General features: G+C 72.1%; 23 protein-coding genes. 10 read left to right on the top strand and 13 right to left on the bottom strand.

The window, feature by feature from the left end:
• Positions 1-29: 29 nt before the first annotated feature.
• The 5 genes from Ani05nite_RS16230 to Ani05nite_RS16210 form a co-directional block, all read right to left on the bottom strand.
• Entirely contained in the window at positions 30-3,191 is a 3,162-nt protein-coding gene (locus Ani05nite_RS16230; protein ID WP_203769194.1) for a UvrD-helicase domain-containing protein, read from the bottom strand.
• Positions 3,192-3,297: 106 nt separating this feature from the next.
• Complete coding sequence (locus Ani05nite_RS16225) at positions 3,298-4,590, bottom strand: metallophosphoesterase (RefSeq protein ID WP_203769202.1); 1,293 nt, start codon at positions 4,588-4,590, stop codon at positions 3,298-3,300.
• Positions 4,591-4,595: 5 nt separating this feature from the next.
• Complete coding sequence (locus Ani05nite_RS16220) at positions 4,596-4,880, bottom strand: MoaD/ThiS family protein (protein ID WP_275410559.1); 285 nt, start codon at positions 4,878-4,880, stop codon at positions 4,596-4,598.
• Between the two features lie 182 nt (positions 4,881-5,062).
• On the bottom strand, positions 5,063-6,070 hold the full coding sequence (gene moaA / locus Ani05nite_RS16215; RefSeq protein ID WP_203769192.1) for a GTP 3',8-cyclase MoaA: 1,008 nt from the start codon (positions 6,068-6,070) through the stop codon (positions 5,063-5,065).
• Between the two features lie 162 nt (positions 6,071-6,232).
• Entirely contained in the window at positions 6,233-7,114 is an 882-nt protein-coding gene (locus tag Ani05nite_RS16210) for a fructosamine kinase family protein (RefSeq protein ID WP_203769190.1), read from the bottom strand.
• Between the two features lie 56 nt (positions 7,115-7,170).
• Between Ani05nite_RS16210 and Ani05nite_RS16205 the strand changes: the two genes are divergently transcribed.
• Both Ani05nite_RS16205 and Ani05nite_RS16200 read left to right on the top strand, forming a co-directional pair.
• The gene (locus Ani05nite_RS16205; RefSeq protein WP_203769188.1) at positions 7,171-7,674 is read left to right on the top strand and encodes a GNAT family N-acetyltransferase; all 504 of its coding nucleotides are present in this window, start codon (positions 7,171-7,173) and stop codon (positions 7,672-7,674) included.
• A 96-nt stretch (positions 7,675-7,770) separates the two neighbouring features.
• Positions 7,771-9,309 carry a DUF4192 domain-containing protein gene (locus tag Ani05nite_RS16200; protein ID WP_203769186.1) on the top strand — a complete coding sequence of 513 codons (1,539 nt, stop codon included), beginning with the start codon at positions 7,771-7,773 and terminating at the stop codon, positions 9,307-9,309.
• An 88-nt stretch (positions 9,310-9,397) separates the two neighbouring features.
• On the opposite strand, the gene Ani05nite_RS16195 is transcribed toward Ani05nite_RS16200, so the two are convergent.
• Both Ani05nite_RS16195 and fdhD read right to left on the bottom strand, forming a co-directional pair.
• A complete protein-coding gene (locus Ani05nite_RS16195) occupies positions 9,398-11,044 on the bottom strand; it encodes an alkaline phosphatase D family protein (protein ID WP_203769184.1) in 1,647 nt (548 codons plus the stop codon).
• A gap of 72 nt (positions 11,045-11,116) precedes the next feature.
• A complete protein-coding gene (gene fdhD, locus Ani05nite_RS16190) occupies positions 11,117-11,944 on the bottom strand; it encodes a formate dehydrogenase accessory sulfurtransferase FdhD (RefSeq protein ID WP_203769182.1) in 828 nt (275 codons plus the stop codon).
• A 503-nt stretch (positions 11,945-12,447) separates the two neighbouring features.
• Here fdhD and mobA point away from each other — a divergent pair.
• The 3 genes from mobA (at position 12,448) to Ani05nite_RS16175 (ending at position 14,454) form a co-directional block, all read left to right on the top strand.
• Complete coding sequence (gene mobA, locus Ani05nite_RS16185) at positions 12,448-12,999, top strand: molybdenum cofactor guanylyltransferase (protein WP_239130046.1); 552 nt, start codon at positions 12,448-12,450, stop codon at positions 12,997-12,999.
• A gap of 66 nt (positions 13,000-13,065) precedes the next feature.
• Positions 13,066-13,308: a DUF6457 domain-containing protein gene (locus Ani05nite_RS16180; protein WP_203769181.1), complete on the top strand. Its 243-nt coding sequence runs from the start codon at positions 13,066-13,068 to the stop codon at positions 13,306-13,308.
• 57 nt (positions 13,309-13,365) lie between these two features.
• Positions 13,366-14,454 (top strand): T3SS (YopN, CesT) and YbjN peptide-binding chaperone 1, encoded by a 1,089-nt coding sequence (locus Ani05nite_RS16175; RefSeq protein WP_203769180.1) that lies wholly within the window; start codon positions 13,366-13,368, stop codon positions 14,452-14,454.
• Here the strand turns inward: Ani05nite_RS16175 and Ani05nite_RS16170 are convergent.
• On the bottom strand, positions 14,451-16,283 hold the full coding sequence (locus Ani05nite_RS16170; protein WP_203769179.1) for a beta-propeller domain-containing protein: 1,833 nt from the start codon (positions 16,281-16,283) through the stop codon (positions 14,451-14,453). The two genes, Ani05nite_RS16175 and Ani05nite_RS16170, sit on opposite strands and share 4 nt — an antisense overlap.
• Positions 16,284-16,320: 37 nt before the next feature.
• On the bottom strand, positions 16,321-16,779 hold the full coding sequence (locus Ani05nite_RS16165; RefSeq protein ID WP_203769178.1) for an Lrp/AsnC family transcriptional regulator: 459 nt from the start codon (positions 16,777-16,779) through the stop codon (positions 16,321-16,323).
• A 68-nt stretch (positions 16,780-16,847) separates the two neighbouring features.
• On the opposite strand from Ani05nite_RS16165, the gene ddaH reads away from it, so the two are divergent.
• Together ddaH and Ani05nite_RS16155 are read left to right on the top strand one after the other, a co-directional pair.
• Positions 16,848-17,675 (top strand): dimethylargininase, encoded by an 828-nt coding sequence (gene ddaH / locus Ani05nite_RS16160; RefSeq protein ID WP_203769177.1) that lies wholly within the window; start codon positions 16,848-16,850, stop codon positions 17,673-17,675.
• Positions 17,676-17,710: 35 nt separating this feature from the next.
• Entirely contained in the window at positions 17,711-18,286 is a 576-nt protein-coding gene (locus Ani05nite_RS16155; RefSeq protein ID WP_203769176.1) for a bacterial proteasome activator family protein, read from the top strand.
• Here the strand turns inward: Ani05nite_RS16155 and Ani05nite_RS16150 are convergent.
• The 4 genes from Ani05nite_RS16150 to Ani05nite_RS16135 all read right to left on the bottom strand — a co-directional run bounded on the left by Ani05nite_RS16150 (position 18,283) and on the right by Ani05nite_RS16135 (position 22,085).
• The gene (locus Ani05nite_RS16150) at positions 18,283-19,089 is read right to left on the bottom strand and encodes an HAD family hydrolase (protein ID WP_203769175.1); all 807 of its coding nucleotides are present in this window, start codon (positions 19,087-19,089) and stop codon (positions 18,283-18,285) included. The genes Ani05nite_RS16155 and Ani05nite_RS16150 overlap by 4 nt on opposite strands.
• Complete coding sequence (locus Ani05nite_RS16145; protein WP_203769174.1) at positions 19,089-19,901, bottom strand: HAD family hydrolase; 813 nt, start codon at positions 19,899-19,901, stop codon at positions 19,089-19,091. Before Ani05nite_RS16145 ends, Ani05nite_RS16150 begins: the two co-directional genes overlap by 1 nt.
• Before the next feature lie 108 nt (positions 19,902-20,009).
• Positions 20,010-21,272 carry a serine--tRNA ligase gene (serS, locus tag Ani05nite_RS16140; RefSeq protein WP_203769173.1) on the bottom strand — a complete coding sequence of 421 codons (1,263 nt, stop codon included), beginning with the start codon at positions 21,270-21,272 and terminating at the stop codon, positions 20,010-20,012.
• Positions 21,273-21,305: 33 nt separating this feature from the next.
• Positions 21,306-22,085, bottom strand: a complete 780-nt coding sequence (locus Ani05nite_RS16135; RefSeq protein ID WP_203769172.1) for a hypothetical protein — start codon at positions 22,083-22,085, stop codon at positions 21,306-21,308.
• 67 nt (positions 22,086-22,152) lie between these two features.
• Between Ani05nite_RS16135 and Ani05nite_RS16130 the strand changes: the two genes are divergently transcribed.
• The 3 genes from Ani05nite_RS16130 (at position 22,153) to Ani05nite_RS16120 (ending at position 23,785) form a co-directional block, all read left to right on the top strand.
• A complete protein-coding gene (locus tag Ani05nite_RS16130) occupies positions 22,153-22,581 on the top strand; it encodes an OsmC family protein (protein ID WP_203769171.1) in 429 nt (142 codons plus the stop codon).
• 63 nt (positions 22,582-22,644) lie between these two features.
• On the top strand, positions 22,645-22,986 hold the full coding sequence (locus Ani05nite_RS16125) for a metallopeptidase family protein (RefSeq protein WP_203769200.1): 342 nt from the start codon (positions 22,645-22,647) through the stop codon (positions 22,984-22,986).
• Positions 22,987-23,050: 64 nt separating this feature from the next.
• Positions 23,051-23,785 carry an AIM24 family protein gene (locus tag Ani05nite_RS16120; protein ID WP_203769170.1) on the top strand — a complete coding sequence of 245 codons (735 nt, stop codon included), beginning with the start codon at positions 23,051-23,053 and terminating at the stop codon, positions 23,783-23,785.
• Positions 23,786-25,011 lie beyond the last annotated feature (1,226 nt).

Genomic DNA, 25,011 nt, shown 5'->3' with positions numbered 1-25,011 from the left:
CACCCGAACGTGTCAGACCCGGGCGGCGGTCAGAGCAGCCGCAGCTGGCGGTCCTGGGGGCGCGACGGGACGGCGTCGCCCATCCGCTCGAAGAGACCCGCGTCGATCGCGTCCAGGAACGGCGTCGGGGACTGCTCGCGTTCCTTGCCGTGCCGGAAGCGCCGCGCCGTGTGGCTCACGTAGAGCCGGTCCTGCGCGCGCGTCAGACCCACGAAGAAGAGGCGGCGCTCCTCGGCCGTCTCGTCGTCGGTCGGCGTGGCGCCGGGCCAGCGCAGCGGCAGCAGCCCGTCCTCGCAGCCCACCAGGAACACGACCGGGAACTCGAGGCCCTTCGCCGCGTGGAGGGTGAGCAGGTTGACCGCCTCGGCGCGCGGGTCGAGGGCGTCCACCTCGGCGCCCGTGGCGATCTCCTGGAGGAATCGGGGCAGGTCCTCGCCGATCCGCTGAGCGAGCGGCATGAGCAGGTCGGCGGCCGTCCAGATGTCCTCCGGGGCGAGTTGCTCGGCGTCCAGGGTCGGCGCCGCGTAGCGCTGGGCCAGCACCTGCGCCGACAGCTTGACGCGCGCCGCCAGCGATCCGCCGAGGCCGTTCGCGTGCCGTAGCTCGTGCGCGATCACCTGCACCCCGGGCCGGTCCCGCAGGCGGTTGTGTGACCGCTTCTGCACCGGTACGCCGGCCCGCGACAACGCCTCGACCACGGCCTGCGCCTGGGAGTCGGTGCGGTAGAGGACGGCGATGTCCGCGAAGGACAGGGTGCCGGGGGCGACGGCGCGGGAGTCGACGCGGCCGGAGTCCAGCGAGCGGTGCGACAGGCCGCCGACCAGCTCGTCGACGGTGCGCACGACGAAGTCGGCCTCGTCCGCCACGCTGCCCGCGAAGTAGCGGCCGACCAGGGGCGACTCGGGGTTGACCCGGGCCGGGTCGAGGCGGCGGCCCTGGACCAGGGTGGTCGGCGCGATGGCCTGCACGGCCGCGGCCAGGATGGGCGCCGAGGAACGGTAGTTGCGGGTGAGCCGGACCAGCCGGGCATCCGTGAAGTCCCGGGAGAAGCGGAGGAAGTAGCCGACGTCGGCGCCGCGGAACGAGTAGATCGCCTGGTCCGGGTCGCCGATCGCGCACAGGTTGCCGTCCGCCGGGGACAGCAGGCGCAGCAGCTCGTACTGCACGTCGTCGACGTCCTGGTACTCGTCGACGAAGATCCACTGCCAGCGCTTGCGGTAGCGCTCGACCAGCTCCGGTTCGTCCCGCAGCAGCGCGACGGGCATCGTGAGCAGGTCGTCCAGGTCGACCAGGTCCTGCTGGCGCAGCAGCTTGGCGTACGCCAGGTCGTCGTCGCCGGCCTGCTCCCGGGCCGCGGCGCGCTCGCTGTCGTCGGCGATCCGCCAGTTGGCGCCGAGACCGGCCGCCTTGGCGTTCTCCTTGAGGATGGTCAGCCCGAGCGAGTGGAACGTGCCGACGGTGATGTCCTCGGCCACCTCAGGGATCAGCGCGTCGAGCCGCTGCCGCATCTCCTCGGCGGCGCGCCGGGTGAAGGTGATCGCCAGGCACCGCTCCGGGAACACGCCGAGCTCGGCGCAGAGGTAGGCGATCCGATGCGTCAGCGTGCGGGTCTTGCCGGTGCCGGGGCCGGCCACGATCAGCAGCGGACCGCCGGGCGCGGAGGCGGCCACCCGCTGCATCGCGTCCAGGCGGTCCAGCAGGCCGGTGCCGACCTCTTCCATGCCGGCCAGCATCGGCTCGAACGGCTCGTGCGGGCTGGCCGGCGGGGGCAGCGGCGGCGCCTTCTTCTTGGGCTCCTTGGCGGCCTTCGGGACCGGGGCACGACCGATCGCCGGCTCGGCCCTGCGCTGCTGCGGCACCGGTACGGGCAGCATGTCGAACAGCGTCTCGGTCTGCGGTGCGCTCTGCCGGTTGCGCAGTTCGCCGGGCTCGAACAGGGTGATCACGCCGTACTCGCCGTCGTACCCGGGGATGCGCCGCACGTCGCCGCGCCGCAGCCGGTCGATGGCCTCGCGCAGCTGCTCGCCGCCGGCCTGGGCGATGTCGTCCAGCGGGACCGTCCGCAGGATGTCCAGTTCGGCGCCGAGGGTGGCGACCACGTGGTTGAGCTGCGCCTCGACGGTCTTGGACTTCGGCCCGACGCCGTTGATCTCGCCGAGGATCTCGCCCAGCTGGATGAGGTGCACGACCTGCTGGTCCCGCGCGCCGCCGTCGGTGCGGTCGGCCAGCTCCTCGACGCGGTTGAGGACGCCGACGGTGAGCGGCTTGCCGCACTCGGGGCAGCGGCCGCCGTGCTCCCGGGTCTGCTGCGGCGCCCAGTTGATGCCGCAGGCGCGGTGCCCGTCCGCGTGGTACTTGCCCTCTTCCGGGAAGAACTCGATCGTGCCCGCCAGCGTGTCGCCGGCCTTGATGGCGAAGTAGTCGGGGGTGCCCCGGAAGAGCGTCGCCTCCCGGGCGAGCGCCGCCGGCGAGTGCGCGTCCGAATTGGACACCAGCCGGTAGCGGTCCAGGCTCGAGACCCGCCAGTTCATCGCCGGGTCGGAGGACAGGCCGGTCTCGACGGCGGTGATGTGTTCGGCCAGGTCGGCGTAGCAGTCGGCGATCGCGTCGAAGCCGGACTTGGAGCCGAGCGCGGAGAACCACGGGGTCCAGATGTGCGCGGGCACCAGGTACGCGTCCGGGCTCGCCTCGAGCGTGATCTCGAGCAGGTCGCGGGAGTCGAGGCCGAGGATCGGGCGGCCGTCCGCGGTGAGGTTGCCGATCCGGCCGAGCGCGGTGTTGAACCGGGCGGCGGCGGCCAGGTCCGGCATGTAGATCAGGTGGTGCACCTTGCGCGTACGGTCGTCCCGCTTGTAGATCGTCGAGATCTCGACGCTGAGCATGAACCGCGCGTCGTCGCTGCTCTGCAGGATCGGCGGCAGCTTGCGGCCGACCTCCTGCTCCGCGTCCGGGCCGAGCCGGAACAGGCCGGGCTCGTCGGCGGGACGCAGATTGTCCCGCAGGTGGTCGAACCAGGCGGGATGCGTGAAGTCCCCGGTGCCGAGCACCGCGATGCCCTTGCGCCGAGCCCACCAGGCCAGGTTCGGCAGGGTGAGGTCGCGGCTGCAGGCCCGCGAATACTTGGAGTGGATGTGCAGATCCGCGACGTATGTGTCCGCGGCGACCGAGGACCCTTCGCTAACCGAGGGCACGCTGCATCCTGTCACGAGCGCCCGGCGTGCCACGAGCCGCCACGCGCGAAGTGACCTAACCGATCCACGATTGAGTCCCGAATGCTCGGCTCTGCTGTCCGGTGGTTCAGGGTGTGCGCAGCTCGATGAGGGTGACCTGCGGCGGCGCGCCGACCCGGACCGGCGGCCCCCAGAAACCGGCCCCGTTCGTGACGTAGACGGGAACGCCGTCGACCTCGCCGTAACCACTCACGACCGGCTGTTCCAGCTTGACCAGCAGGTTGAACGGCGCCATCTGCCCGCCGTGCGTGTGCCCGGAGACCTGGAGATCGACACCGAACGGGGCCGCATCGCGCGCGACGAGGGGCTGATGGGCCATGAGCACCACGGGCCGGCTGGTGTCGCGGTCACCGAGCGCCCGGCGCAGATCGGGCCCGTCGCCGAAGTCGGCGCCCCCGATATCGTTGACGCCGGCCAGGTCGAGCCCCTCGATCTCCAGCCGCTCGTTGCGCAGCGGCCGTACGCCCAGCCGCGCCACCTCGGTAACCCACTCCTGGTAGCCGGAGTAGTACTCGTGGTTGCCGGTGACGAAGTAGGCGCCGCGCCGCGCCCGGATGTCGGCGAGCGGTGCGGCGAACCGGCCGAGCTCGGCGACGCTGCCGTCGACCAGGTCACCGACGATGCAGACGAGGTCGGCGTCGACGGAGTTGATGAGCTCGACGATCCGGGCGGCGTGCCGGACACCGGTCAGCGGCCCGAGGTGGATGTCCGAGACGACGGCGAGGCGGGTGCCGTCCATGGCGCGGGGCAGTTTGGCCAGGGGGAACTGGAAACGGTCGAGCTGCGGAGGCCCCAGCGCGGTCCGCACGCCGTAGCCGGTGATGCCGGCGGCGGTGAGCCCGGCGAAGATGGCGGCGCCCCGGGCGAGGAGCAGCCGCCGCTCGATCCCGGGTGGGGTCACGTCGCCGAGAGGCTCCCCCGACGCGGCGGAGTCCGCGCGCAGATCCGTACCGGTGGAGAGGGCGCCGACGGGCGAGCCGGAGGCCGGGGATGCGCCCTCGGCGGCCATGGGCGCCAGCTCGGCGGGGTTGCCGGCTCCCGCTGTCGTCGCCGGGGCCGTTCCCTTGCCCCGCTTCCGGATCCAGAGGCTGACCGCCAGGCGGGGGATCTCCAGGGCGGCGAGCGTCACCAGCAGGTAGAACATCAGGGCGATCCAGAGGAAGCCCGGCCAGGCCAGCCACCGGAGATCCGCGGTCCGCGTGCCGATCATGGTGGCCGGCACCAGCACGGCCAGGAGGATCGCCAGGACGCCACCGGCCCGGCGCAGCCGGCCGGGGCGGAACGCATCGCGGACCAGCCGCTTCCACAGGTAGAAGTGGATCAGCCCGATGACGGCGATGACCAGCCCGACGAACGCGATCAAGCTCAACCCCCGGCGAACGGCGGCAGGACGTCCACGGTCGCGCCGGCGGGCAGAGCCGCTTGCCGATCATGGCAGGCCAGCCCGTCCACCAGGAAACTGGCCGCCTTCAGGACCAGAGCGAGCCGTTCGCCGTGCCGGTCGGCCAGCAGGGCCACGAGATCGTCGAGGGAGCCGGCCGCGACGGTCTCCGAGGAGAGACCTGCCGCTGCTCGCGCCCCGGCGAAATACCGCACCTCAAGCACTGTGTCGTACCTCCACCCGGCGTTCGCTGACAAGCGCGGACCCACGCCAGCCGGCTCCAGGCTTGCAGCGATGGGCGCTGTCCAAGGGTTCCACGGACGGGGGCGAAGTGGCGAGTTGGCGCTTGCTCACGGGTCGAGCTCGGGCCACCGGCTCGACGGCTGCCATTGGCAGGCGTTGATCGGCCCGTGGGTCGGCTGCGGATGGCCGGCACCGGCCGGGCCGCACGTCAGCCTCCGATCGCCGACATCGGGCGGGCCGGCTGCAGGAAAGAGGGGTCGTCGATCCCGTGACCTGCCTTCTTCCCCCACATTGCGGTCTGCCAGGCCTTGGCGATGTCCGCATCCGTCCGGCCCGAGCGCAGCAGCCCGCGCAGGTCGGACTCCTCCGTGGCGAACAGGCAGTTGCGGACCTGGCCGTCCGCGGTGAGCCGGGTGCGGTCGCAGTCGCCGCAGAACGGCCTGGTCACGCTGCCGATCACCCCGACCCGGGCGGGATTGCCGGCCGCGTCGACGTAGCCCGGCACCAGCCAGGTCTCGGCCGGCGCTGTTCCACGTGAAACCGAATCGGGTAGCAGCCCGTACGGTTCCAGCGAGGCCAGGATCGCCTCCGCGGTGACCATCTCGTGCCTGTTCCACTGATGCTGGGCGTCGAGCGGCATCTGTTCGATGAACCTGAGCTGATAGCCGTGCTCGAGCGCGAAGCGAAGCAGCTCCGGAGCCTCGTCGTCGTTGACCCCCCGCATCAGCACGGTATTGATCTTCACCGGGGTGAGCCCGGCCCGCGCCGCGCCGGCCAGACCCTTGAGCACGTCGGCATGCCTGTCCCGGTGGGTCAGCTGCAGGAACCTCTCCGGCGACATGGTGTCCAGCGAGACGTTGACCCGGTCCAGCCCGGCGTCCCGCAGCGGACCGGCCAGCCGGTCGAGCCCGATGCCGTTGGTGGTGATGGACAGCTTCGGCCGAGGCTGGAGGGCCGCGGCCGCCGCGATGATGCCGGTCAACCCGCGCCGGATGAGCGGCTCGCCACCGGTGAAACGCACGTTGGTCACGCCGAGCTGCTCGACGGCGATCCGGAGCAGCCGGCCGACCTCCTCATCGGTGAGCTGCTGCTCACGTGGCATCCACGCGAGCCCCTCCTCCGGCATGCAGTACGTGCAGCGCAGGTTGCAGCGGTCGGTCAGCGACACCCGTAGGTCGGTCGCGACCCGGCCGAATCTGTCAGCGAGCACACTCACGTCGACTCCTCGCCCCGTCGGTCGCCCACGCTCACGGCCACGGCAGCTCGGAGCCACCCGACTCGCCCGGCACGCTCACGCACAGGTCGAACCTAGCGCTTGGATACGACATTTGGCGGCACGCGACCTGTGGTCCGGCGCATATGCGTACCCGTCCCGAGATCAACTGCGCAGCGCGGCGTCGGCCGCCGACCGCACCGCATTCCGGTAGGCCCCGCCGAACGCCGCCGTGTGCACCAGCAGAAGGTGCAGCTGGTGCACCGGTACGCGGGCGCGCCAGCCCTCCGCTAGAGGCCACTCCTCCGCGTACGCCCGCATGATCGTCTCCAGGTGCGGCGGCCCGCCGAAAAGCGCCAGCTGAGCCAGGTCGGTTTCCCGGTGCCCGCCGTGCGCCGCGGGGTCGACCAGCCACGCCCGGCCGTCGGCGCCCCACACCACGTTGCCCGGCCACAGGTCGCCGTGGATCCGGGCCGGGGGTTCCTCCCCGCCGTACCCCTCGATCCGCTGAATGACCCGCTCCACAACCGCGACGTCCGCCGCCGGCAGGGCCCCGCTGTCGGCCGAGATCTTCAGGTACGGCCGGAGCCGGCGCTCCGCGAACCACGGCGCCCACGGCCCGGCGGACGGCGTGTTGTCCTGCGTCAACGGGCCGATGAAGCCCGGCCACTCGGCGCCGAAGGCCTCCGCGCCCCGGCGATGCAGCCCCGCGAGCTCCCGGCCGAACCGCTCGGCGGCCGCGGGTGACGACTCGCCGGCGTCGATCCATTCGAGCGCGAGCATCTCCGGAAGCGCCACCAGCACCTCCGGGACCGGCACGGTCCGCGCCTCGCGCAGCCAGCGCAGCCCGGCCGCCTCCGTGGCGAAGAAGTGCTCGGGTGCGTTCCCGGAGGGCCACGTCTTGGTGAACAGCGACGCGCCGTCGTCCAAGGTCAGGCGGGACGCGGTGCATACGTTGCCGCCTCCGACGGGGGTTTCCCGGATCCGTTGATGGGTGAGAAATGTCGGGAGATGCTGGGGGTGCGCGCGCAGGTACGCCAGATCCACAGTCTTATCTTCCACTTCGGGTTACAGGGCCCCCCGATGGGAGTCAAAATGTCGGTATGACACCTGTCACGGTGCGTTCGTACCGGCCGAGCGACCACAGCGCTGGTCGCCGCCTGTGGTCGGAGCTGACCAATCAGCACAACCAGATGTACGGCGACGTTCCGGACGACGCCGGCGCCGGCTTCGAGGAGTACCTCACCCGGCTCGACCTGAGCGGTCTGTGGGTCGCCGACCACGCCGACGACGGAGTGATCGGCCTGGTCGGGCTCATCATGCGCGGCCGTGGCGGCGAGGTGGAGCCGGTGGTCGTCACCCGCTCGCACCGGCACAAGGGGGTCGGCCGCAAGTTGCTGCGGCACGTGGCCGCCGAGGCCAAAAAGCGCAGCATGGTGTCGCTGACCATCTCGCCCTCGTCGCGCAATGTCGACGCGATCCGCAGCCTGCACGCGGCGGGGTACGACGTGGTGTCGTCGATCGAGCTGACCATGGACCTGGACCGGCATGCCCACGAGTGGCAGCAGGACGGGCTCGAGTTGCATGAGTTGCAGTTTCGTTCCTGACGGGATCCCGTGCGGGGCGCCTGTGGACAACCGCGTTATCCACAGGCTCCAGCTTTGGCAGACGGCCGAGGAGCGGAATCCGCCACTCTGCCGGGCATGACAACGCTGAAGGTCACTTCTCCGGCCGAGCTCATCTCCGCCGTGCCGTTCCTGATCGGCTTCCACCCCGCGGACAGCCTCACCGTGGTGGCGATGCGCGGTCCGCTCATCACCTTCGCCGTGCGTATCGACCTGCCCGAGGACGGCACGCCGGAGGAAGAGGCCCACGCGGCGGTGCTGCACCTGGCCACGGTCGTGCTGCGTCAGCAGGTCGAGGCGGTCACGATCCTCGGGTACGGCACGGAGTCCCGCGTGACACCGGCGGTGCTCCGCATCTCGAAGGCCTTCCGCAAAGAGGGCCTGACGATCGTCGACGAGCTGCGCGTGACCGACGGCCGGTACTGGTCGTACCTGTGCACGGAAACGAGGTGCTGCCCGGCGGAGGGCCGCCCGTGCGAGCCGGCGAACAGCGTGCTGGCGGCGGAAGCGACCTTCGCGGGTGCGGTGGCGCTGCCCGACCGCGAAACCCTGTCGGCGCAGCTGGCACCGGTGACGGGCGACGACCGCGAGGCGATGACCTCGGCGACGGCGAAGGCGGTCCTGCGTCTGGCGGCCCTCGCCAGCGAGCGTCCGGCGCTCCCGGGGGCCCGGATCGGCCCGGCCCCCGGCTATGAGCGGAGCGGCGACGCTCCGCGCTTCCACGACTCGAAGACTCCGGAGCCGCTGGCGGCAGCGTCGGCGGCGGGTCGCCCCGGGACGGCTGAGCTGCACCTGGGCGGGGTGCTCTGGGCGAAGCTGGGTCTCGCCGTGCCGCTACCACCTGACCGGAAGCCCACCGCGGACCCGGATCCCGCCACGGGCCCGGTGCCCGGCCCGGGCGCGAGGCCGGATCTGAACGCGGAGCCGGACCTGGGGACGCAGCCGAACCCGGACCCCGACATGCGGCCGGAGGCGCAACTCGCCCCGGACCTGCTGTCGGACGAGGACTACTTCTTCACCCTGGTGCGCAACGCCGGACGCCTGGCGGTCCGCGAAGCCGAGCGTTGCTACAGCTCCGGCGGCCGGCTCCCCGACGACGACGTGGCCTGGCTCGGCGTTCTGCTGCTGAACGTGCCGGTGCGCGACTACGCCTGGACCCGCACGAGAACCGAGGAGTGGGAGCTGGCGCTCTGGTCGGACGTGATGCGCCGGGTGGAGTCACGCTACCTGCCGGCGCCGGCGGGCCTGCTGGCGTTCGTGGCCTGGCGGATGGGCCAGGGAGCGCTGGCCAGCGTCGCCGTCGAACGCGCCCTGACGGAGAAACCGGACTATTCCCTGGGTCTGCTGATGCAGCGAGTGCTCACGGTCGGACTCCCGCCGTCCGTGGTCGACGGCTGGCCCGCGGTGGAGGGTATGCCGACGAGCGAACACGGTGTCCACGGGGAAGATGACGACGCCCGGGAGTCCCATGAGCCCGACCGCATCGGACACGCCGACCGGCCGCGGGTGCAGATCCGTCCCGAGATCGCCAAGCCCGGGGACACGAGCCGCGAGAGACGGGACCGGGCAGGTGAGCGCCGCCAGGCCCCACGCCGTGCCACCCACCGCGGCATCTGACCGCGTGGCAGGCAGCCTGCTCGGCCCCGCCGATCGCGTCCGACAGGGCCATCCCACCCCGGGACGGCCCGGCCGGGCGTGGGCAGCGTCAGGGTCGATCGGTCTCCTGCTGCACGGTCGCGGCACCCGGATCACCGGCCCGCAGAGCGGCCCCACCCGGCGTCGGACTGTCCGCGATCTGGTGCAACCCCGGCACCCGGTCCTCGATCACGAAGGTGGCCCGGGTGTGGGCGGCCGCCCCCGGCCGCGTCACGTACGGCACGACGCGGAAGTCGGCCGTCATCGCGTCCTTGCTGATCGTCGTCCGGACGTAGCCCCGCTGGTTGTTGTAGAAGCGCAGATGCGGATTCCAGGCCGCCCACGGGTGCTGTCCCGACGGCACATCCGTCCCGTCCCCCGTGGAGGTGATCGACGAGCAGACGAGCTCCGTGCCCACCGTGCGCGAGGTCGGATCCGTGTAGTCCAGTTTGAGCTCGTCGGCCCAGTGGGCGTGCACGTCGCCGGTCAGGACCACCGGGTTGCGCACGCCCGCGTCCACCCAGCCCCGGGTGATCCGGTCGCGGGAGGCCGCGTAGCCGTCCCACGAGTCCATGCTCACCACCTTCGCCGGCCCCGCGTTGTTGTCGCGCTGGCCGAAGAACACCTGCTGGCCCAGGATGTCCCAGCGGGCCGTCGAGCGGTGGAAGCCGTCCAGCAGCCACTTCTCCTGCTCGGCGCCGGTGATCGAGCGGGCCGGGTCGGTCGCGGCCGGGCAGTCCTTGTACCCGTCGCCGCAGCCCTGGTCGTCGCGGTACTGGCGGGTGTCGAGCAGGTGGAAGGTCGCCAGCCGGCCCCACCGCAGGCGCCGGTACAGCTGCATGTCGATGCCGCGGGGGATCGAGGTCCGGCGCAGCGGCATGTTCTCGTAGTAAGCCTGGAACGCCGCCGCCCGCCGGGCCAGGAAGTCGGGATCGGGCTGTTCCGGGATCTCGTCCGCCCAGTTGTTCTCGATCTCGTGGTCGTCGAAGACCACCGCCCACGGGGCCACCGCGTGCGCGGCCTGCAGATCCGGGTCGGTCTTGTACTGGGCGTGCCGTTGCCGGTAGTTCGCCAGGGTCACCGTCTCCGGGCCCTGGTGATCGCGCGGGTTCCCGCCGGGGATGGTGTACGTACCCGGTCCGTACTCGTACTGGTAGTCGCCCAGGTGCAGGATCAGCTCCGGCTGGTCCTCGGCCAGCCGCCGGTACGCGGTGAAGTAGCCGTGCTCGTACTGCGAGCAGGACACGAACGACATCGCCAGCGTGCCGCCGCTGCTCCACGGGGCCGGCGCAGTCCGGGTGCGGCCGGTCGGCGACACGTACCGCTCGGCCTTGAAGCGGTAGAAGAACTCGCGGGCCGGCGGCAGACCGTGCAGCTCGACGTGCACGGTGTGCGCGGCGGCCGCCCGCGCGACGGCGACCCCGCGGCGGACGACCCGGCGGAAGCGCGCGTCGGCGGCGATCTCCCACTGGACCGGCACGTCGCGCGCCGGCATGCCGCCGAGGCCGTCGTCGGCCAGCGGGACCGGGGCCAGCCGGGTCCACAGGACGAAGCCGTCGTGCTCGGGGTCGCCGGAGGCCACCCCGACGGTGAACGGATCGGCGCGCAGCGGCCCGCGGTAGGGCGCGGCCGAGGCGGCCAGCGGCCAGACGCTTGCGGCGCCGGTCGCGCCGGCTGCAGCGCTGCTCAGCAGGAGGGTACGTCGTGAGAGTGCCATGCCAGCAGCCTCATGACCGTGAATGTCCACCCCGCGTGGCCGCAGTGAAGTGCCGCGGAAGACCGTACGAACTCAGACGGTCACGCGCTGCGTCCCCGCGTACACGTTCATGGTCGGGCCGCGCAGGAAGCCGACCAGCGTCATGCCCGCCTCGTCGGCCAGTTCGGCGGCGAGCGTGCTGGGCGCCGACACGGCCGCGAGCATCGGGATCCCCGCCATCCACGCCTTCTGGGTCAGCTCGAAGCTGGCCCGCCCCGACACCAGCAGCACGTGCCCGGTCAGCGGCAGCCGGCCCTCGCGCAGCGCCCAGCCGATCACCTTGTCCACCGCGTTGTGCCGCCCGACGTCCTCGCGCATCACCAGCAGCTCGCCCCCGGCGGTGAACAGGCCGGCCGCGTGCAGCCCGCCTGTGCGGTCGAAGGCGCGCTGCGCGGCCCGGAGCCGGTCCGGCAGATCGGCCAGGACCCGCGCCGGGACCGTGCACTCGTCCGCGGCCACGTCGAACCGGGACCGGGTACGGACCGCGTCGATGCTCGCCTTGCCGCACACCCCGCACGAGCTGGTCGTGTAGAAGTTGCGGCTCGGATCGGTGACCGGCGGTGGCACGTCCGCGCCGAGCACCACGTCGACCACGTTGTAGGTGTTCGGCGTGTCCGTGCCCGCGCACAGCTGGGCGGTGACGACGTCGGCGGCCGTCCGGATGACGCCCTCGGTCAGCAGGAAGCCCATGGCCAGGTCGATGTCCTGGCCGGGCGTGCGCATGGTGACGGCCAGCGGGGCCTGCCGCAGCCGGATCTCCAGCGGCTCCTCGGCGGCCAGGTCGTCGGGCCGCCGCCGCGACTCGGCCGCCGCATCGAGATTGATCTTCATCACGGGTCGCCGGTTCATCGCGCGCGCCATCATCGCAGCGTATGCGCCGACGGCGGCACCCGCCGATCCCGGAAGGGCCCGGGACGGCGACAGCGGCTCGGGCCGCTCCCGGACGAGAGCCGACGCGGGCAGCGGCTTTCGCCGATCCCGGAAGGGCCGGCGCGGCGACAGCAGCTCCAACCGATCGCGGAAGAGAGCCGGCGCGGCCTCCCGCCGGCGCGGCCTCCCGCCGGCGCGGCCTCCCGCCGGCGCGGGCGGCATCAGCTCAGCCGATCCCGGCACAAAGCCGACGCAACCGACACCGGCACCCCACCACTTCCCGCCGAGCGACCCGGCCGTGACCACTCCACCCCGGCGCGCGATCACCACGGCCGATCGCCCCCATCGCCCGTGCCGGCCCGCTGCCGCCCAGGTCAGACCCGCACACACCGCGCAATGCCGTCCGCACAGTCACGCTCATGTCTCCCACGGGATACGGTACGTACGTGGGGGGATTCGCGGCGGTGGTGTTGGCCGGCGGTGCGGCACGTCGGATGGGTGGTGCGGACAAGCCCACCATTCCGGTGGCCGGGCAGTCGATGCTGACGCGTGTCCTGGCCGCGGTGCACGACGCCGATCCGCAGGTGGTGGTCGGGCGCGTGCCTCCCGACCTGCCCGTGCCGGTCGCCTCGACCACGGAGCAACCGCCCGGCGGTGGCCCGGTTGCCGCGACCGCCGCCGGTCTCGAGCTGGTGCCGACGGAGGTCAGCTTCACCGCGCTGCTTGCCGCCGACCTGCCGTTGCTGACCGGCGAGGCCATCGACGTGCTGCGGCTCACCGTGGAGTCGGCGCCGATGCAGGGCGCGGTCTACCGGGACGCCGAGGGCCGGCTGCAGTCGCTCTGCGGCGTGTGGCGGACGGCCGCCCTGCGGGACGCGCTGAAGCGGGTCGCCGAGGAGCGGGGCAGCCTGCACGGCGCCCCGATGCACGCCCTCATGGATCAGCTGCGCTTCATCGAGGTGTCCTGGCGCCGTCCCGGACCCCCGCCCTGGTTCGACTGCGACACCGACGACGACCTGCGAACCGCGGAGGAGTGGGCCCGGTGAGCGGGCCGACCCGATGAGCAGGCAAGACACCGACCACAACCGGCGAACGGCGGAGGACCCGGCTCGATGAGCGTGCTCGACACCTGGACAGCGGCCGCCTGTGACGATCTCGGCCTGACCCCCGCGGACGTCGACGTCAAGGCGGTGCTGGACGTCGCCCGCGACGTGGCGCACAACGTCGTGCGCCCGGGAGCGCCCGTCACGGCGTACCTCATGGGTCTGGCCGTGGGCCGCGGCGCGGACCCGGCGGAGGTCGCCGCCCGGCTCAGTTCGCTGGCCCTCGACTGGCCGGGCGACGGTCGGGAATGAGACGCGGCCGGTGAGCCGGCGGCGCGCTCGATAGGGTGGCGGGCGGAGGTACCGATCATGACGGCGGAGAACACTGCTGACCAGCCCGAGGGCGTCCTGCTGGACGAGCCGACCACGGCCGACCTGCGGGCCAAGGTCACCGAGGCCTGGCGGGAGTTCGCGAGCGCGCTCGCCTCGTTGCTGCCCACGCTGGCCGAGGGTGCCCATGTCGACATCACCCTCGACCCGACCGCGTCGGGCACCGGCACCGCCGTCTATTCGGTGAGCATGCGGGTGCTGCCCGACGGGGTCATCGAAGCGCTGGCGGTCGGCAATGCCGGCCTGCCGGAGGGCTTCCGGATGAACCGCGCGTCGGTCGCCGACCTGGTCGCGCTGGGCTGGTCGCCGCCGGGCGTGCTGCCCGGCTCCGGCGACTCGTTCGGCCTGCGGACCAGCACGGGCGGCGCCAAGCAGCTGGCCACCGTCGTCTCCCGCACCCTGCGCGACGTGTACGGCGCCCCGCACCCGGCCTTCCTGGTCTACCTCGTGCACGACGAGGAGGACGAGCCGATCGAGACCACGCCGATCGGCACCGCGCGGCACGAGCCCAGCATCGACGAGGAGCTGAGCCTCGACGACCTGGACGAGGACGGCGTGCTCTCCGAGGCGCTGGCCAACGCGGCCGACGAGGTCATCCCGCTCGAGGAGCGGGTGCGCACGGTCGTCGCCACCATGAGCAAGACCACCGTCGACCAGTTGCAGGTCGACACCGACGGCGACATCGGCATCCGGGCCGGCTCGGCGATGGTCTTCGTCCGGTGCCGCGACAACCCGCCGCTGGTGGACGTCTTCTCGCCGATCCTGACCGAGGTCGAGCCGACCGAGCAGCTCTACGTCAAGCTCTCCGAGCTGACGAACAGGATGCCGATCGGCCGGCTCTACTGCGCGCAGGACACCGTCTGGGCGTCGATCCCCGTGTTCGGCCGCAACTTCCAGGCCACCCATCTCATGCTGGCCGTACAGGTGATGACCGGGCTGGCCGACGAGCTGGACGACCGGCTGCACGGCGAGTTCGGCGGCAAGCGGTTCTTCGGCGAGGGCGACAAGCCGGCCCCGCCGAAGGACGCCAAGGACGGCGACGACCACCGTCCCGGGATGTATCTCTAGGGCCCCAGCGGGACCCAGCCCACCTGCTCCATGGTGGACAGGTCGGAGGCCCGCAGCCCGGCGTCCGACAGTGTCCACAGGTCGTGGCCGACGACCAGGGACCGCAGCAGCGCGGGCTGGTCGAGCTGGTCCACCAGCGTGATGTCGTCGGTCACCCGCAGCGCCAGCGCGCCGCGGGTGTCCACCGGCACGACCAGCAGCTGCGTGGCCGGCCACCAGAGCAGGGCGTGCGGGTCGTACTCGGCTTGCGAGAAGGTGTTCGGCAGGTGGTACTGGGCCAGCCGCTTCGGGTGCGCCGGGTCCGCGACGTCGAACAGCGAGATCTGCATGCCCTGGATCCGCCCCTCGGCGTTCGCCTCCTGCCCGATGCCGATGAGCCGGTCCGGGCCGGCCGGCTGCAGGTGGGCCGAGTAGCCGGTGATCTTCAGCTCGCCGGTGACCGCTGGTTTCGCCGGATCCCGCAGGTCGAGGCTGTAGAGCGGGTCCGTCTGCTTGAAGGTGACCACGTAGCCGCGGTCGCCGGTGAAGCGGACCGAGTAGATCCGCTCGCCCCGGCCGAGACCGTCGACGACGCCGGTCGGCACGAGCTTGCCGTCGCGGTCGGCCAGCACCCGTACGGCGGAGCGTTGCGTCGCGTCGTCGGTCGTGGCGACGCGCAGGTGGCCGTCCCACTCGGACATCGCGTACTGGTTCAGCAGGTGGCCGGGCACGATGCCGGACGACCGGTAGACCGGCGGCCGGTTGCCGGCCAGCGCGAACTTGAACAGTTCCGTCCGCTCCCGGGCCGGGTCGAGCGGCCGGCCGGGGAACCGGTCGAACCGCCAGCGGTTGTCGTTGGCCAGGTAGAGGCTGTCCGGGGTGGCGTAGACCGTGTCGCCGTCGGCCATGACCGCGACCGGGTCGCCGCTGCCGAGGGTCGGCCGGGCCAGGTCGAAGGTGAGGATGTTGACCAGGGCGGCGCCCGAGTAGTCGGTGGGCCGGCTGACCCGGCCGCAGTCCAGCCGGCCCCGGGTGGTGCCGGCGCCGTCGGTGACCGACCACTGCGGCAGCCAGGCGGCGTCCGGCACGGTGTCGATGATCTTGCGGTTCGCGGCGATCTGCTTCTTCGGGTCGTCGGTGCGGTAGGCGCGGGGGAAGGGGATCCGGGGGCGGGTGCGCAGGACGACCCGGGCGGTGCTGCCGGTCATCCGGGCGTCGACCAGGGTGCCCTCCCCGGTGTAGCGGCTGACCACAGCGGGCGTGCCGGTCAGGTCGACCTTGAGGATCCGTACGCCTTCATCGACCGGGGAGAGGTCGTCGTAGAGCGGCGCGTTGTAGACCGAGGGCACGAGCACGAGGGCCGAGTCGCCGGTGAGCAGCAGCTGGAGCCCGGTCGCCGGGCCGGCGTCGAGGTCGACCCGGCCCGTCTCCCGGCGGGTGGCGGCGTCGACGACCCGCAGCGTGCCGCCGCTGATGGTGACGATCCGGCGGCCGTCCGTCTTGATCACGTCGGGCTCGTCGGCGCCCGGCTCGTGCACGTTGGTCCCGGAGAACGCCGGGCCGGAGCCGGCGGCGGGAACCGCGGCCTGGTCGGCCGCGGTGCGGGCGCCGCCGCGGAGCACTTCCGGGTACGCGAACTCGCTGCCGGGCAGACCGTACGGCCCTACGTTGGCCTTCGCCGCCTTCCGGAGCTCGGCGAAGAGCTGGGCACACGAGTCGAAGGCGACCAGTTGCATCGCCCCGCTCCCCGGCGGCGGGGCCGGGGGCGTGGGCGGTTCGGGATCGGCGGTGCAACCCGCGAGCGGGATGCTGAGCGCGAGCGCGGCGCAGAACACGAGACGGCGTGACATGCCGGTGGGACGTGGGCCGACCCCTCCCGGGTTCCGGCTAGTTCGGCGCGGGCACCGGCGTGGGGATCTCGACCAGCCTGGACAGCACCACCATGCTGCGGGTGGAGGTCACGAACGGCTCGGCCCGCAGGCGTTCGAGGGCCTGCTCGAGGTGGCCGATGTCGGCGGCGCGCAGGTGCACGAGCGCGTCGGCCTGGCCGGAGACCGTGTACGCCCCGACGACCTCGGGGTGCCGCCGGGTGGCCACGGTGATCTGGGCCGGGGTGGTCCGGCCGGTGCAGAACAGCTCGACGAACGCCTCGGTGGTCCAGCCCACGGCGGCCGGCTCGATGACGGTCGTGAATCCCTTGATGACCCCGGTGGCGCGCAGCCGGTCGACCCGCCGCTTCACCGCCGGGGCGCTCAGCGAGACCTTGGCCCCGATCTCGGCGTACGAGGCGCGCGCGTCGGCCACGAGCAACGCAATGATTCGCTGGTCAACGGCGTCCATCCGCAACGATTCGCCTCCGACGAGCAAGAGTTAGAGCTGTTTTCCGCCGTGCCAGCGTACCTACCCTTTACCTCATGAGCCACACGGAGCGCTTGCCGCGAATCAGGACATATCTCATGTGTCCGCCCGAGCACTTCACGGTCGAGTACGCGATCAACCCCTGGATGGACACCACCGTCCCGGTCGACCCGGCTCTGGCGCTCAAGCAGTGGCACCTGCTCCGCGACACGCTCAGCGACCTCGGGCACGCCGTCCACGTGCTCGACCCCCGGCCCGGCCTGCCCGACATGGTCTACGCGGCCAACGGCGCCTTCTCCGTCGACGGCAAGGTCTACGGCGCCCGCTTCAAGTTCCCGCAGCGCGCCGCCGAGGCCGCCGCTCACCAGCTCTTCTACGCCGGCGGCCCGTGGACGTACGCCGACCCGGAGCACGTCAACGAGGGTGAGGGCGACTTCACCTACCTGCCCGGCGCGTACGGCGGCCTGATCCTGGCCGGTCACGGCTTCCGCACCGACCCGGCGGCGCACGCGGAGGCCCAGGAGGTCCTCGGCCGCCCGGTGCTCTCGCTGAAGCTGGTCGACCCGGCGTTCTACCACCTCGACACCGCGCTCGCCGCGCTGGACGACCGGCACATCACGTACTACCCGGAGGCGTTCTCGCCCGCCTCGCAGCGCGTCCTGCGCCAGCTGTTCCCGGACGCGGTCATCGCCGACCGGCACGACGCCGAGGCGTTCGGCCTCAACCTGGTCAGTGACGGTCATCACGTCATCCTCAACACCGAGGCCACGGCGATGGCCGACAAGGTGCGCGCGCACGGCTACACGCCCGTGCTGGTGGAGCTCACCGAGCTCAAGCGGGGCGGCGGGTCGGTCAAGTGCGCGGTGGCCGAGCTACGCCCCTGACCGGACACTGGGCCGGCTGCGGCAAGATGGATCGCATGACCGACGACACCCGTACCAAGGACCAGCAGGAAGACGACTCCGTCATCGTGGTGGGCCCCGACGGCCGCCCCCTGGGCACGGTCGGGACCGACGGCAGTCTCAAGCCCGAGGAGCCCGGCAACCTGATCGAGCAGCCCGCCAAGGTGATGCGGATCGGCAGCATGATCAAGCAGCTGCTGGAGGAGGTCCGGGCGGCGCCGCTGGACGAGGCCAGCCGGGGCCGGTTGCGGGAGATCCACCAGCGTTCCATCAAGGAGCTGGAGGACGGGCTCGCGCCGGAGCTGCAGGAGGAGCTGGAGCGGCTGTCCCTGCCGTTCGAGGGGGACACCCCGCCCAGCGAGCCGGAGCTGCGGATCGCCCAGGCTCAGCTCGTCGGCTGGCTGGAGGGCCTGTTCCACGGCATCCAGGCGGCCCTGGTCGCGCAGCAGATGGCGGCGCGGCTGCAGCTGGAGCAGATGCGCGGCGGCGGCGCCGGGCGGCCCGCGCTGCCGATGGGCCCGAACGGGATCATGCCCGGCATGCCGGGCCAGGGCGGCGGCGACGGCAGCGGCCGCACCGGTCAGTACCTCTAGAGATCGAAGAGCTTCTCGAGATAGACGGCCACGCCGTCCTCGTCGTTCGTGAGCGTCACCTCGTCGGCGACCTCCCGGACGGCGGGGTGGGCGTTGCCCATCGCCACGGAACGGCCTGCCCAGGACAGCAGGGGCAGGTCGTTCGGCATGTCACCGAAGGCCACGACGTCGCCGGCGGCGAGACCGTCCCGCTCGCACAGCCAGGCCAGGCCGGCCGCCTTGGTCACCCCGGCGGCGGAGATCTCCACCAGCGCGGACGACGACGAGTGCGTGGCCTCGGCGATCCCGCCCAGCGTGCGGCTGACCAGCGCGGCGAACTCGTCCGGGCCGTGGCCGGCGGAGCGCGCGAGCAACTTCACCGCCGGTACGGACGTGAGCTCCTCGGGCGAGGCGAGCGCCCGGACCCGCTTGTGCTCGCCCTCCCAGCGCAACGGCCACTTCTCCTCGTACCAGAAGCTCCGGCCGTCCTCGACCTCGACGGCGAGCACCACGTCCGGGACGGCCTCGCGCAGCTGGCGGGTCACGTCGAGCAGCAGCTCGACCGAGAGCGGGTCGGCCCGCAGGATCTCGTCGGTGTCGGGGTCGTAGACCACGGCGCCGTTGGCGCAGACCGCCGGCAGCGGCTCGGCCATCTGGTCGTAGAGCTGGCGCAGCCAGCGCACCGGCCGGCCCGTCACCAGGACGGTGGGCACGCCGCGCGAGTAGAGCTGGTCGAGGACCTCGATGGTGCGGGGGCTGAGCGTGCCGTCGGCCCGGATCAGGGTTCCGTCGATGTCCGAGGCGACGAGGCGAAAAGGTGGCATCACCTCGACAGTAGCCGGTCCAGGAAGACGGCCACGCCGTCCTCGTCGTTGCTCAGGGTGACCTCGTCGGCGACGCCGAGCAGGCTCGCGTGGGCGTTGCCGACCGCTACCCGGCCCCACCCGGCCCAGGCGAACATCGGCAGGTCGTTGGGCATGTCGCCGAAGACCAGCACGTCGGCCGGGTCGACGCCGACGGCCTGCGCGACGACCTCCAGGCCGGTGCCCTTGTCGACCCCGGGCGGGCAGATCTCGATGTAGTTGAGGCCGGCCTGGGTGACCGAGGCCACGTGCGGCGCCACGATCCGCTGCGCCACCGCGAGCAGGTCGTCCACGTGGTGCTCGAACGACCGGGCGAACGCCTTGATCACGTCGCCGGTCACGCACTCGGCCCGGGTGCGCTGCTCCACCACCACCGGATAGCGCCAGGTGGGGTCGAAGTCGCCCCAGAGCGGGGAGTCGTCGTGCTCCAAGGCCTCGACCATCACCGACAGCGGCCCGGTCTCGGCCTCGAGGTCGGCCAGGGCGGCGGCCAGGTCGCGTCCGGGCAGCCGCTCGCTGCGCAGGATCCGGCCCTCCTGCTGGTCGATCACCCAGCCGCCCTGGGCGAGCACGAGGAAGTCGGCGTCCCGGATGTCGTCACGGACCAGACTGGTCAGGCGCGGGCCCCGGCCGGTCGCCCCCACGATGCGGATGCCGGCGGCGCGGACGCGGCCGAGCACCTCATGGGTGTACGCGGACACCGTGTCGTCGCTGCGGACGAGCGTGCCGTCGAGATCGGTCGCGATCAGCTTGGGAAGTCCAGGCCGGACCATCTGTACCTCCGAGGGTGTGACTACCCCCGCGGAGGGCGGAAGGAAAACGTTACACCGGCCCGGCTACCAGCGGCTATGCCAACAGGTAGCGGGCCGGTTACCAGATCGTCAACGGGTCGGTTCGAGCACGTCCCGGCCGCCGAGGTACGGCTGGAGGGCCTTGGGGACGCGCACCGAGCCGTCCGGCTGCTGGTGGTTCTCCAGGATCGGGATCAGCCAGCGGGTCGTGGCCAGCGTGCCGTTGAGCGTGGCGGCCGTCTGCGCCTTGCCGTTCTCGTCGCGGTAGCGGATGTTGAGCCGGCGCGCCTGGAAGGTCGTGCAGTTCGACGTCGAGGTGACCTCGCGGTAGCGGCCCTGCGACGGCACCCAGGCCTCGCAGTCGAACTTGCGGCTGGCGCTGGAGCCGAGGTCGCCGGCCGCCACGTCGATCACCCGGTACGGGACCTCGACCTTGGCCAGCATCTCCTCCTCCATGGCGAGCAGCCGCAGGTGCTCCGCGGCTGCGTCCTCCGGCTTGCAGAAGGAGAACATCTCCACCTTGTCGAACTGGTGCACGCGCAGGATGCCCCGTACGTCCCGGCCGTGCGAGCCGGCCTCCCGGCGGAAGCACGACGACCAGCCGGCGAACCGCTCCGGCCCGCGCTCCAGGTCGAGGATCTCGTTGGCGTGGTACGCCGCCAGCGCGACCTCCGACGTGCCCACCAGGTAGAGGTCGTCGGCCTCCAGGCGGTAGATCTCGCTCGAGTGCGCGCCCAGGAACCCGGTGCCCTCCATCGCCTCCGGCTTGACCAGCGCGGGGGTGATCGAGGGGGTGAAGCCGTGCTCGACCGCCTGGGCGATGGCCAGCTGCAGCATGCCGAGCTGGAGCAGGGCGCCGACGCCGGTGAGGAAGTAGAACCGCGAGCCCGACACCTTGGCGCCGCGCTCGGTGTCGATCGCCCGCAGCGCCTCGCCGATCTCCAGGTGGTCCTTCGGGTCGTCGATCTTCGGGAGGTCGCCGACCTCGCGCAGCACGACGAAGTCGTCCTCGCCGCCGGGCGGCACCCCGTCCTGGACCAGGTTCGGCACGGCCAGGTGGGCGGCCCGCAGGGCCTCGTCGGCCCGCGTGGTCGCCGCCTGAGTCTCCTTCACCGTGGCGCTGAGCTCCTTGGTGCGCGCCAGCAGCGCCGCCCGCTCGTCACCCTTGGCCCGGGACACCTCGCTGCCCAGGGACCGCTGTTCCGCCCGTACGGCCTCGAACCGCTGGGTCGCGGCCCGGCGCTCCTCGTCGGCGCGCAGCAGGTCGTCGACCAGGGTCGGGGACTCGCCGCGCAGCCGCTGGCTGGCACGGAACAGCTCGGGATCCTCACGGAGCAGACGTAGGTCAATCACGACGCAGAGCCTACCGGCGACGATGTCCGGCTTTCACCCCGATATGCCTTGGCCGGGCTTGTCGGTGTTCGCCTGCGACGTGGTGAACGGCTTGGCGGACGTGACGGTGAGATCGAACGGGGCGTCGGGCGGCCCGTCCTCCTCGGTGGTCGCCGGGCGCCGCCAGGACCAGACCGGCGCCGCCGCCGCGGCCGGCGGCTCCTCGTCGGTGGCCGGGCCGGGTGACGCCGGGGCGGCGGCGACGCCGAGATGCCGTCCGGCCAGGGCCATCGCCAGCACCACCAGCGCCGCGCCGATCGCCGCGCACCACACGCCCCGGCCGAGATCGATGGTGACCTGGTCGTTCTCCAGGTTGGTCCTGCCGAGCTGACCGACGATGCGGCTGGTGTCGCCCAGGTCGGACGCTATCGCCGCCACGACGGCGAGCAGCACGCCACCGGCGGCGAGCGCGGTCAGCCGGGCGTACCGCCGGCCCGCGCTCGGGCCGAAAAGCGTCAGCACCACCGCGGCGACCAGCAGGAACAGCCCGGTCAGATAGCCACCGCCCCAGCCGTCGAGATCGGCGATCGTGGTCACCAGCGAGCGGTCACCCACCTCGCCGTCGCCCCAGAACGTGCCGTCGACCGCCGTCACCTGCCACTCGGAGATCAGCGAGCCGAACAGGGCCACCCCGCCCAGCGCCGCGGCGAGCGGCACCAGCCGGTGGTCCCCGGCGAGCCCGGTCAGCGCCCCGCCCATCGGGGCCCGGCGTCTCGCGCGGGGCGCGTCGTCGACCGGGCCGAACTCGACGACGGACTCTCCGCTGGACGGCATGAGATCCATCATTGCCCGTGGCCCGTCCACCGGCCAGTGTTCCCGTACATGGGCTAGCGTCAGGCGTATGCCTATTCGCACTGCTTCCGCCCGCTGGTCGGGCAACCTCACCGAGGGCAACGGAACGATCAAGACCGGTAAGGGTGGGTACGAGGGGAACTACTCCTTCAAGTCCCGCTTCGAGGAGGGCGAGGGGACGAACCCCGAGGAGCTCATCGGCGCCGCGCACGCCGGCTGCTTCTCGATGGCCTTCTCCAAGGGCCTCGCCGACGCCGGCTTCACGCCGACGTCCGTCGAGACCGTCGCCAAGGTCCACCTGGACAAGGGTGACGCCGGCTTCGGCGTGACCCGCATCGACCTGGAGACCGTGGGCACCGTCCCCGGCATCGACGAGGGCACCTTCGCCAAGATCGCGGAGGGCGCCAAGGAGAACTGCCCGATCTCCCGGCTGCTGTCGCCCGGCGCCGAGATCACCCTGAGCGCCAAGCTCGCCTGACGCGCTCCGTGCTCCACCCGTGCCCGGCACGGGTGGAGCACAATTGGCGGCGTGCCCGTCGACATGAGCCGTGAGCGTTTCGAGGAACTGGTCGGCGAGGCCCTCGACGAGGTGCCGCCCGAACTGCTCAAGGTGATGAGCAACGTCGTCATCCTGGTGGAGGACCTGCCCCCGGACGGCGGAATGGGCCTGCTCGGCCTGTACGAGGGCACCGCTCTGACCGACCGCGGCTGGGACTACGCCGGCGTGCTGCCCGACCGCATCACCATCTACCGGCTGCCCACGCTGCACGTCTGCGACACCGAGACCGACGTCATCGACGAGGTGGCGATCACCGTGGTCCACGAGATCGCCCACCACTTCGGCATCGACGACCAGCGGTTGCACGAGTTGGGATGGGGCTGAAAGGCCGACCCGGGCGTTGCCGGGTACGCCTACGCTGGTACTCCACGCCAACAGGAGGACCACAATGCGCAGCGAACTGTTCTCGGCCGACAACCTCGAGAAGGAATCGTCCCAGCCGGGGCTGCGACTGCAGAATTCCAAACTTCTCAAGGCCGAGCTGAACGGCGAGTTCATGGCTCGGGTCGGCACCATGGTCGCGTACCAGGGCCAGGTGCAGTTCGAGGCGCTCGGCTCGGGTGGCCTCAGCAAGTTCCTCAAGCAGAAGCTCACCGGTGAGGGCGTCCCGCTGATGAAGGTCAGCGGCCGTGGCGACGTCTTCCTGGCCGAGAACGCCGCCGACATCCACATCATCGACATCGAGCCGGGCGACGCGCTGTCCATCAACGGCGCGAACGTGCTGGCCTTCGACTCCACGCTGAACTACGACATCAAAATGGTCCAGGGCGTCGGCATGATGTCCAACGCGGGCCTGTTCAACTGCGTCTTCTCCGGCTACGGCCGGATCGCGGTCACCACCAAGGGCACCCCGGTCGTGCTCAGCGTCGACCAGCCGACCTATGTGGACCCGCAGGCGGCCATCTGCTGGTCGGCCAACCTGCAGACCGGCTACCACCGCGCCGAGCAGATGGGCCTCGGCACGCTGCTGGGCCGCACCACCGGCGAGCGCTTCACGATGAGCTTCGCCGGCCAGGGCTTCGTGGTAGTGCAGCCGTCGGAGGAGCCGCCGGGCGGCCTGGCCGGCGCGGCGCAGGGCCAGCAGCAGCAGGGCGGAATCCTCGGCAACCTGCTGGGCAACTGATCAAGATCAAATTCGGCAGGGCGATGTCGTGCCTGGTTGCATGGCACTGACCGTCGCTCCCGCCGAACGCGGGGTTCGTGCTTTGTCCTAGCCGGTTCCGGCTGGGTGCATGGTGGGTCGGGGCGGGGATGCCCTGCTGGGGTCAGGGTTGGTTTCTGGTCCGGGGCGTCCTCGCTTTCCAGCCCTGTTGTGGGGTCGGGTCTGGGTGCCTTTTTAAGGTGCCGGGGCAGTGGTCTGCGTGGGTCGACTGGGGCCGCGCGGTCTCCTTTGCGGGGTTCTTGCGGCAAGAGCACCGCTAGGTTCCTGCACTCGGCGCCTGGCACGGGGTTCGTCACTGCACCGCCGCATCGGTTGGCGGCATTCAGGCCGCACCGCGCCGTGCCGCACCGCACCGCACGGCGCCGCGCCGCGCCGCACCGCAGTCCCACGCACTTCGCGCCGCCCCGCACCGGGCCGCCGCACCGCGCCGCGCCCCACCGCACCGCGCCGTGCCACGCACTTCGCGCCGCGCCGCGCCGCGCCGCGCCGCACCGCGCCACCGCCCCGCACCGGGCCGCCCCACCCGCCCGCCGTGCCGCGCCGTGCCGACCCGCCCGCCGTGCCGCGCCGTGCCGACCCGGGCCGCCTTGGTTCTGCAACTTGCCGTGCTGTGCCGCGCTGTCCCGTCCCGGCGCGGACTGCGTCGCTCCGTCCTGCGTTGCACTGCGCTACCTCTTCTCGTCCCTCGGCAACCCCGCGACGTTCTGCGTTGTGCCCGAGCAGTGCCGCGCCGTGCCGCCGGTTCCTGCGCCGCGCCTCGGCGCCCCACGCCTCTGCGCCCCCACGCCATTCGCACGCATAGCGCCCTGGGTTCCAGCCGCCTTTCCCTCGGCACTGTGGATCTTGTGACAGCTGTGCCATCTTCACGGCCCCGCGTTCACAAGATCGAGCTAGTTGCGTCCTGTGACTGCGGATCTTGTGGCATCCGCCTCGCCAAAACACGCTCAGCTCTTCAAGATTCGCGAGCCGCCGGAGCCGGGCGGGCTTGAAGGGACGTGCGGAGGCCGGCGAAACGGCGGACAGTGCAAGCGGCGGCACTGGCGGCCGGACCGGCGGGTGCAGCTGGCGGACAGAGCCGTTCGCGCGCAACGGCGGGCGGTGCGAGTGGACGCGGCGGCGGGCGGTGCGAGTGGGCGCGGCGGCGGGCGGTGCGAGTGGGCGCGGCGGTGGGTGGAGCGGGCGGACGC

It is taken from the genome of Actinoplanes nipponensis, assembly GCF_016862275.1.
GTDB classification, from domain to species: Bacteria; Actinomycetota; Actinomycetes; order Mycobacteriales; family Micromonosporaceae; genus Actinoplanes; species Actinoplanes nipponensis.
The sequence above is the reverse complement of the archived record's forward strand: the minus strand, read 5'-3'. Positions and strand labels throughout refer to the sequence as shown.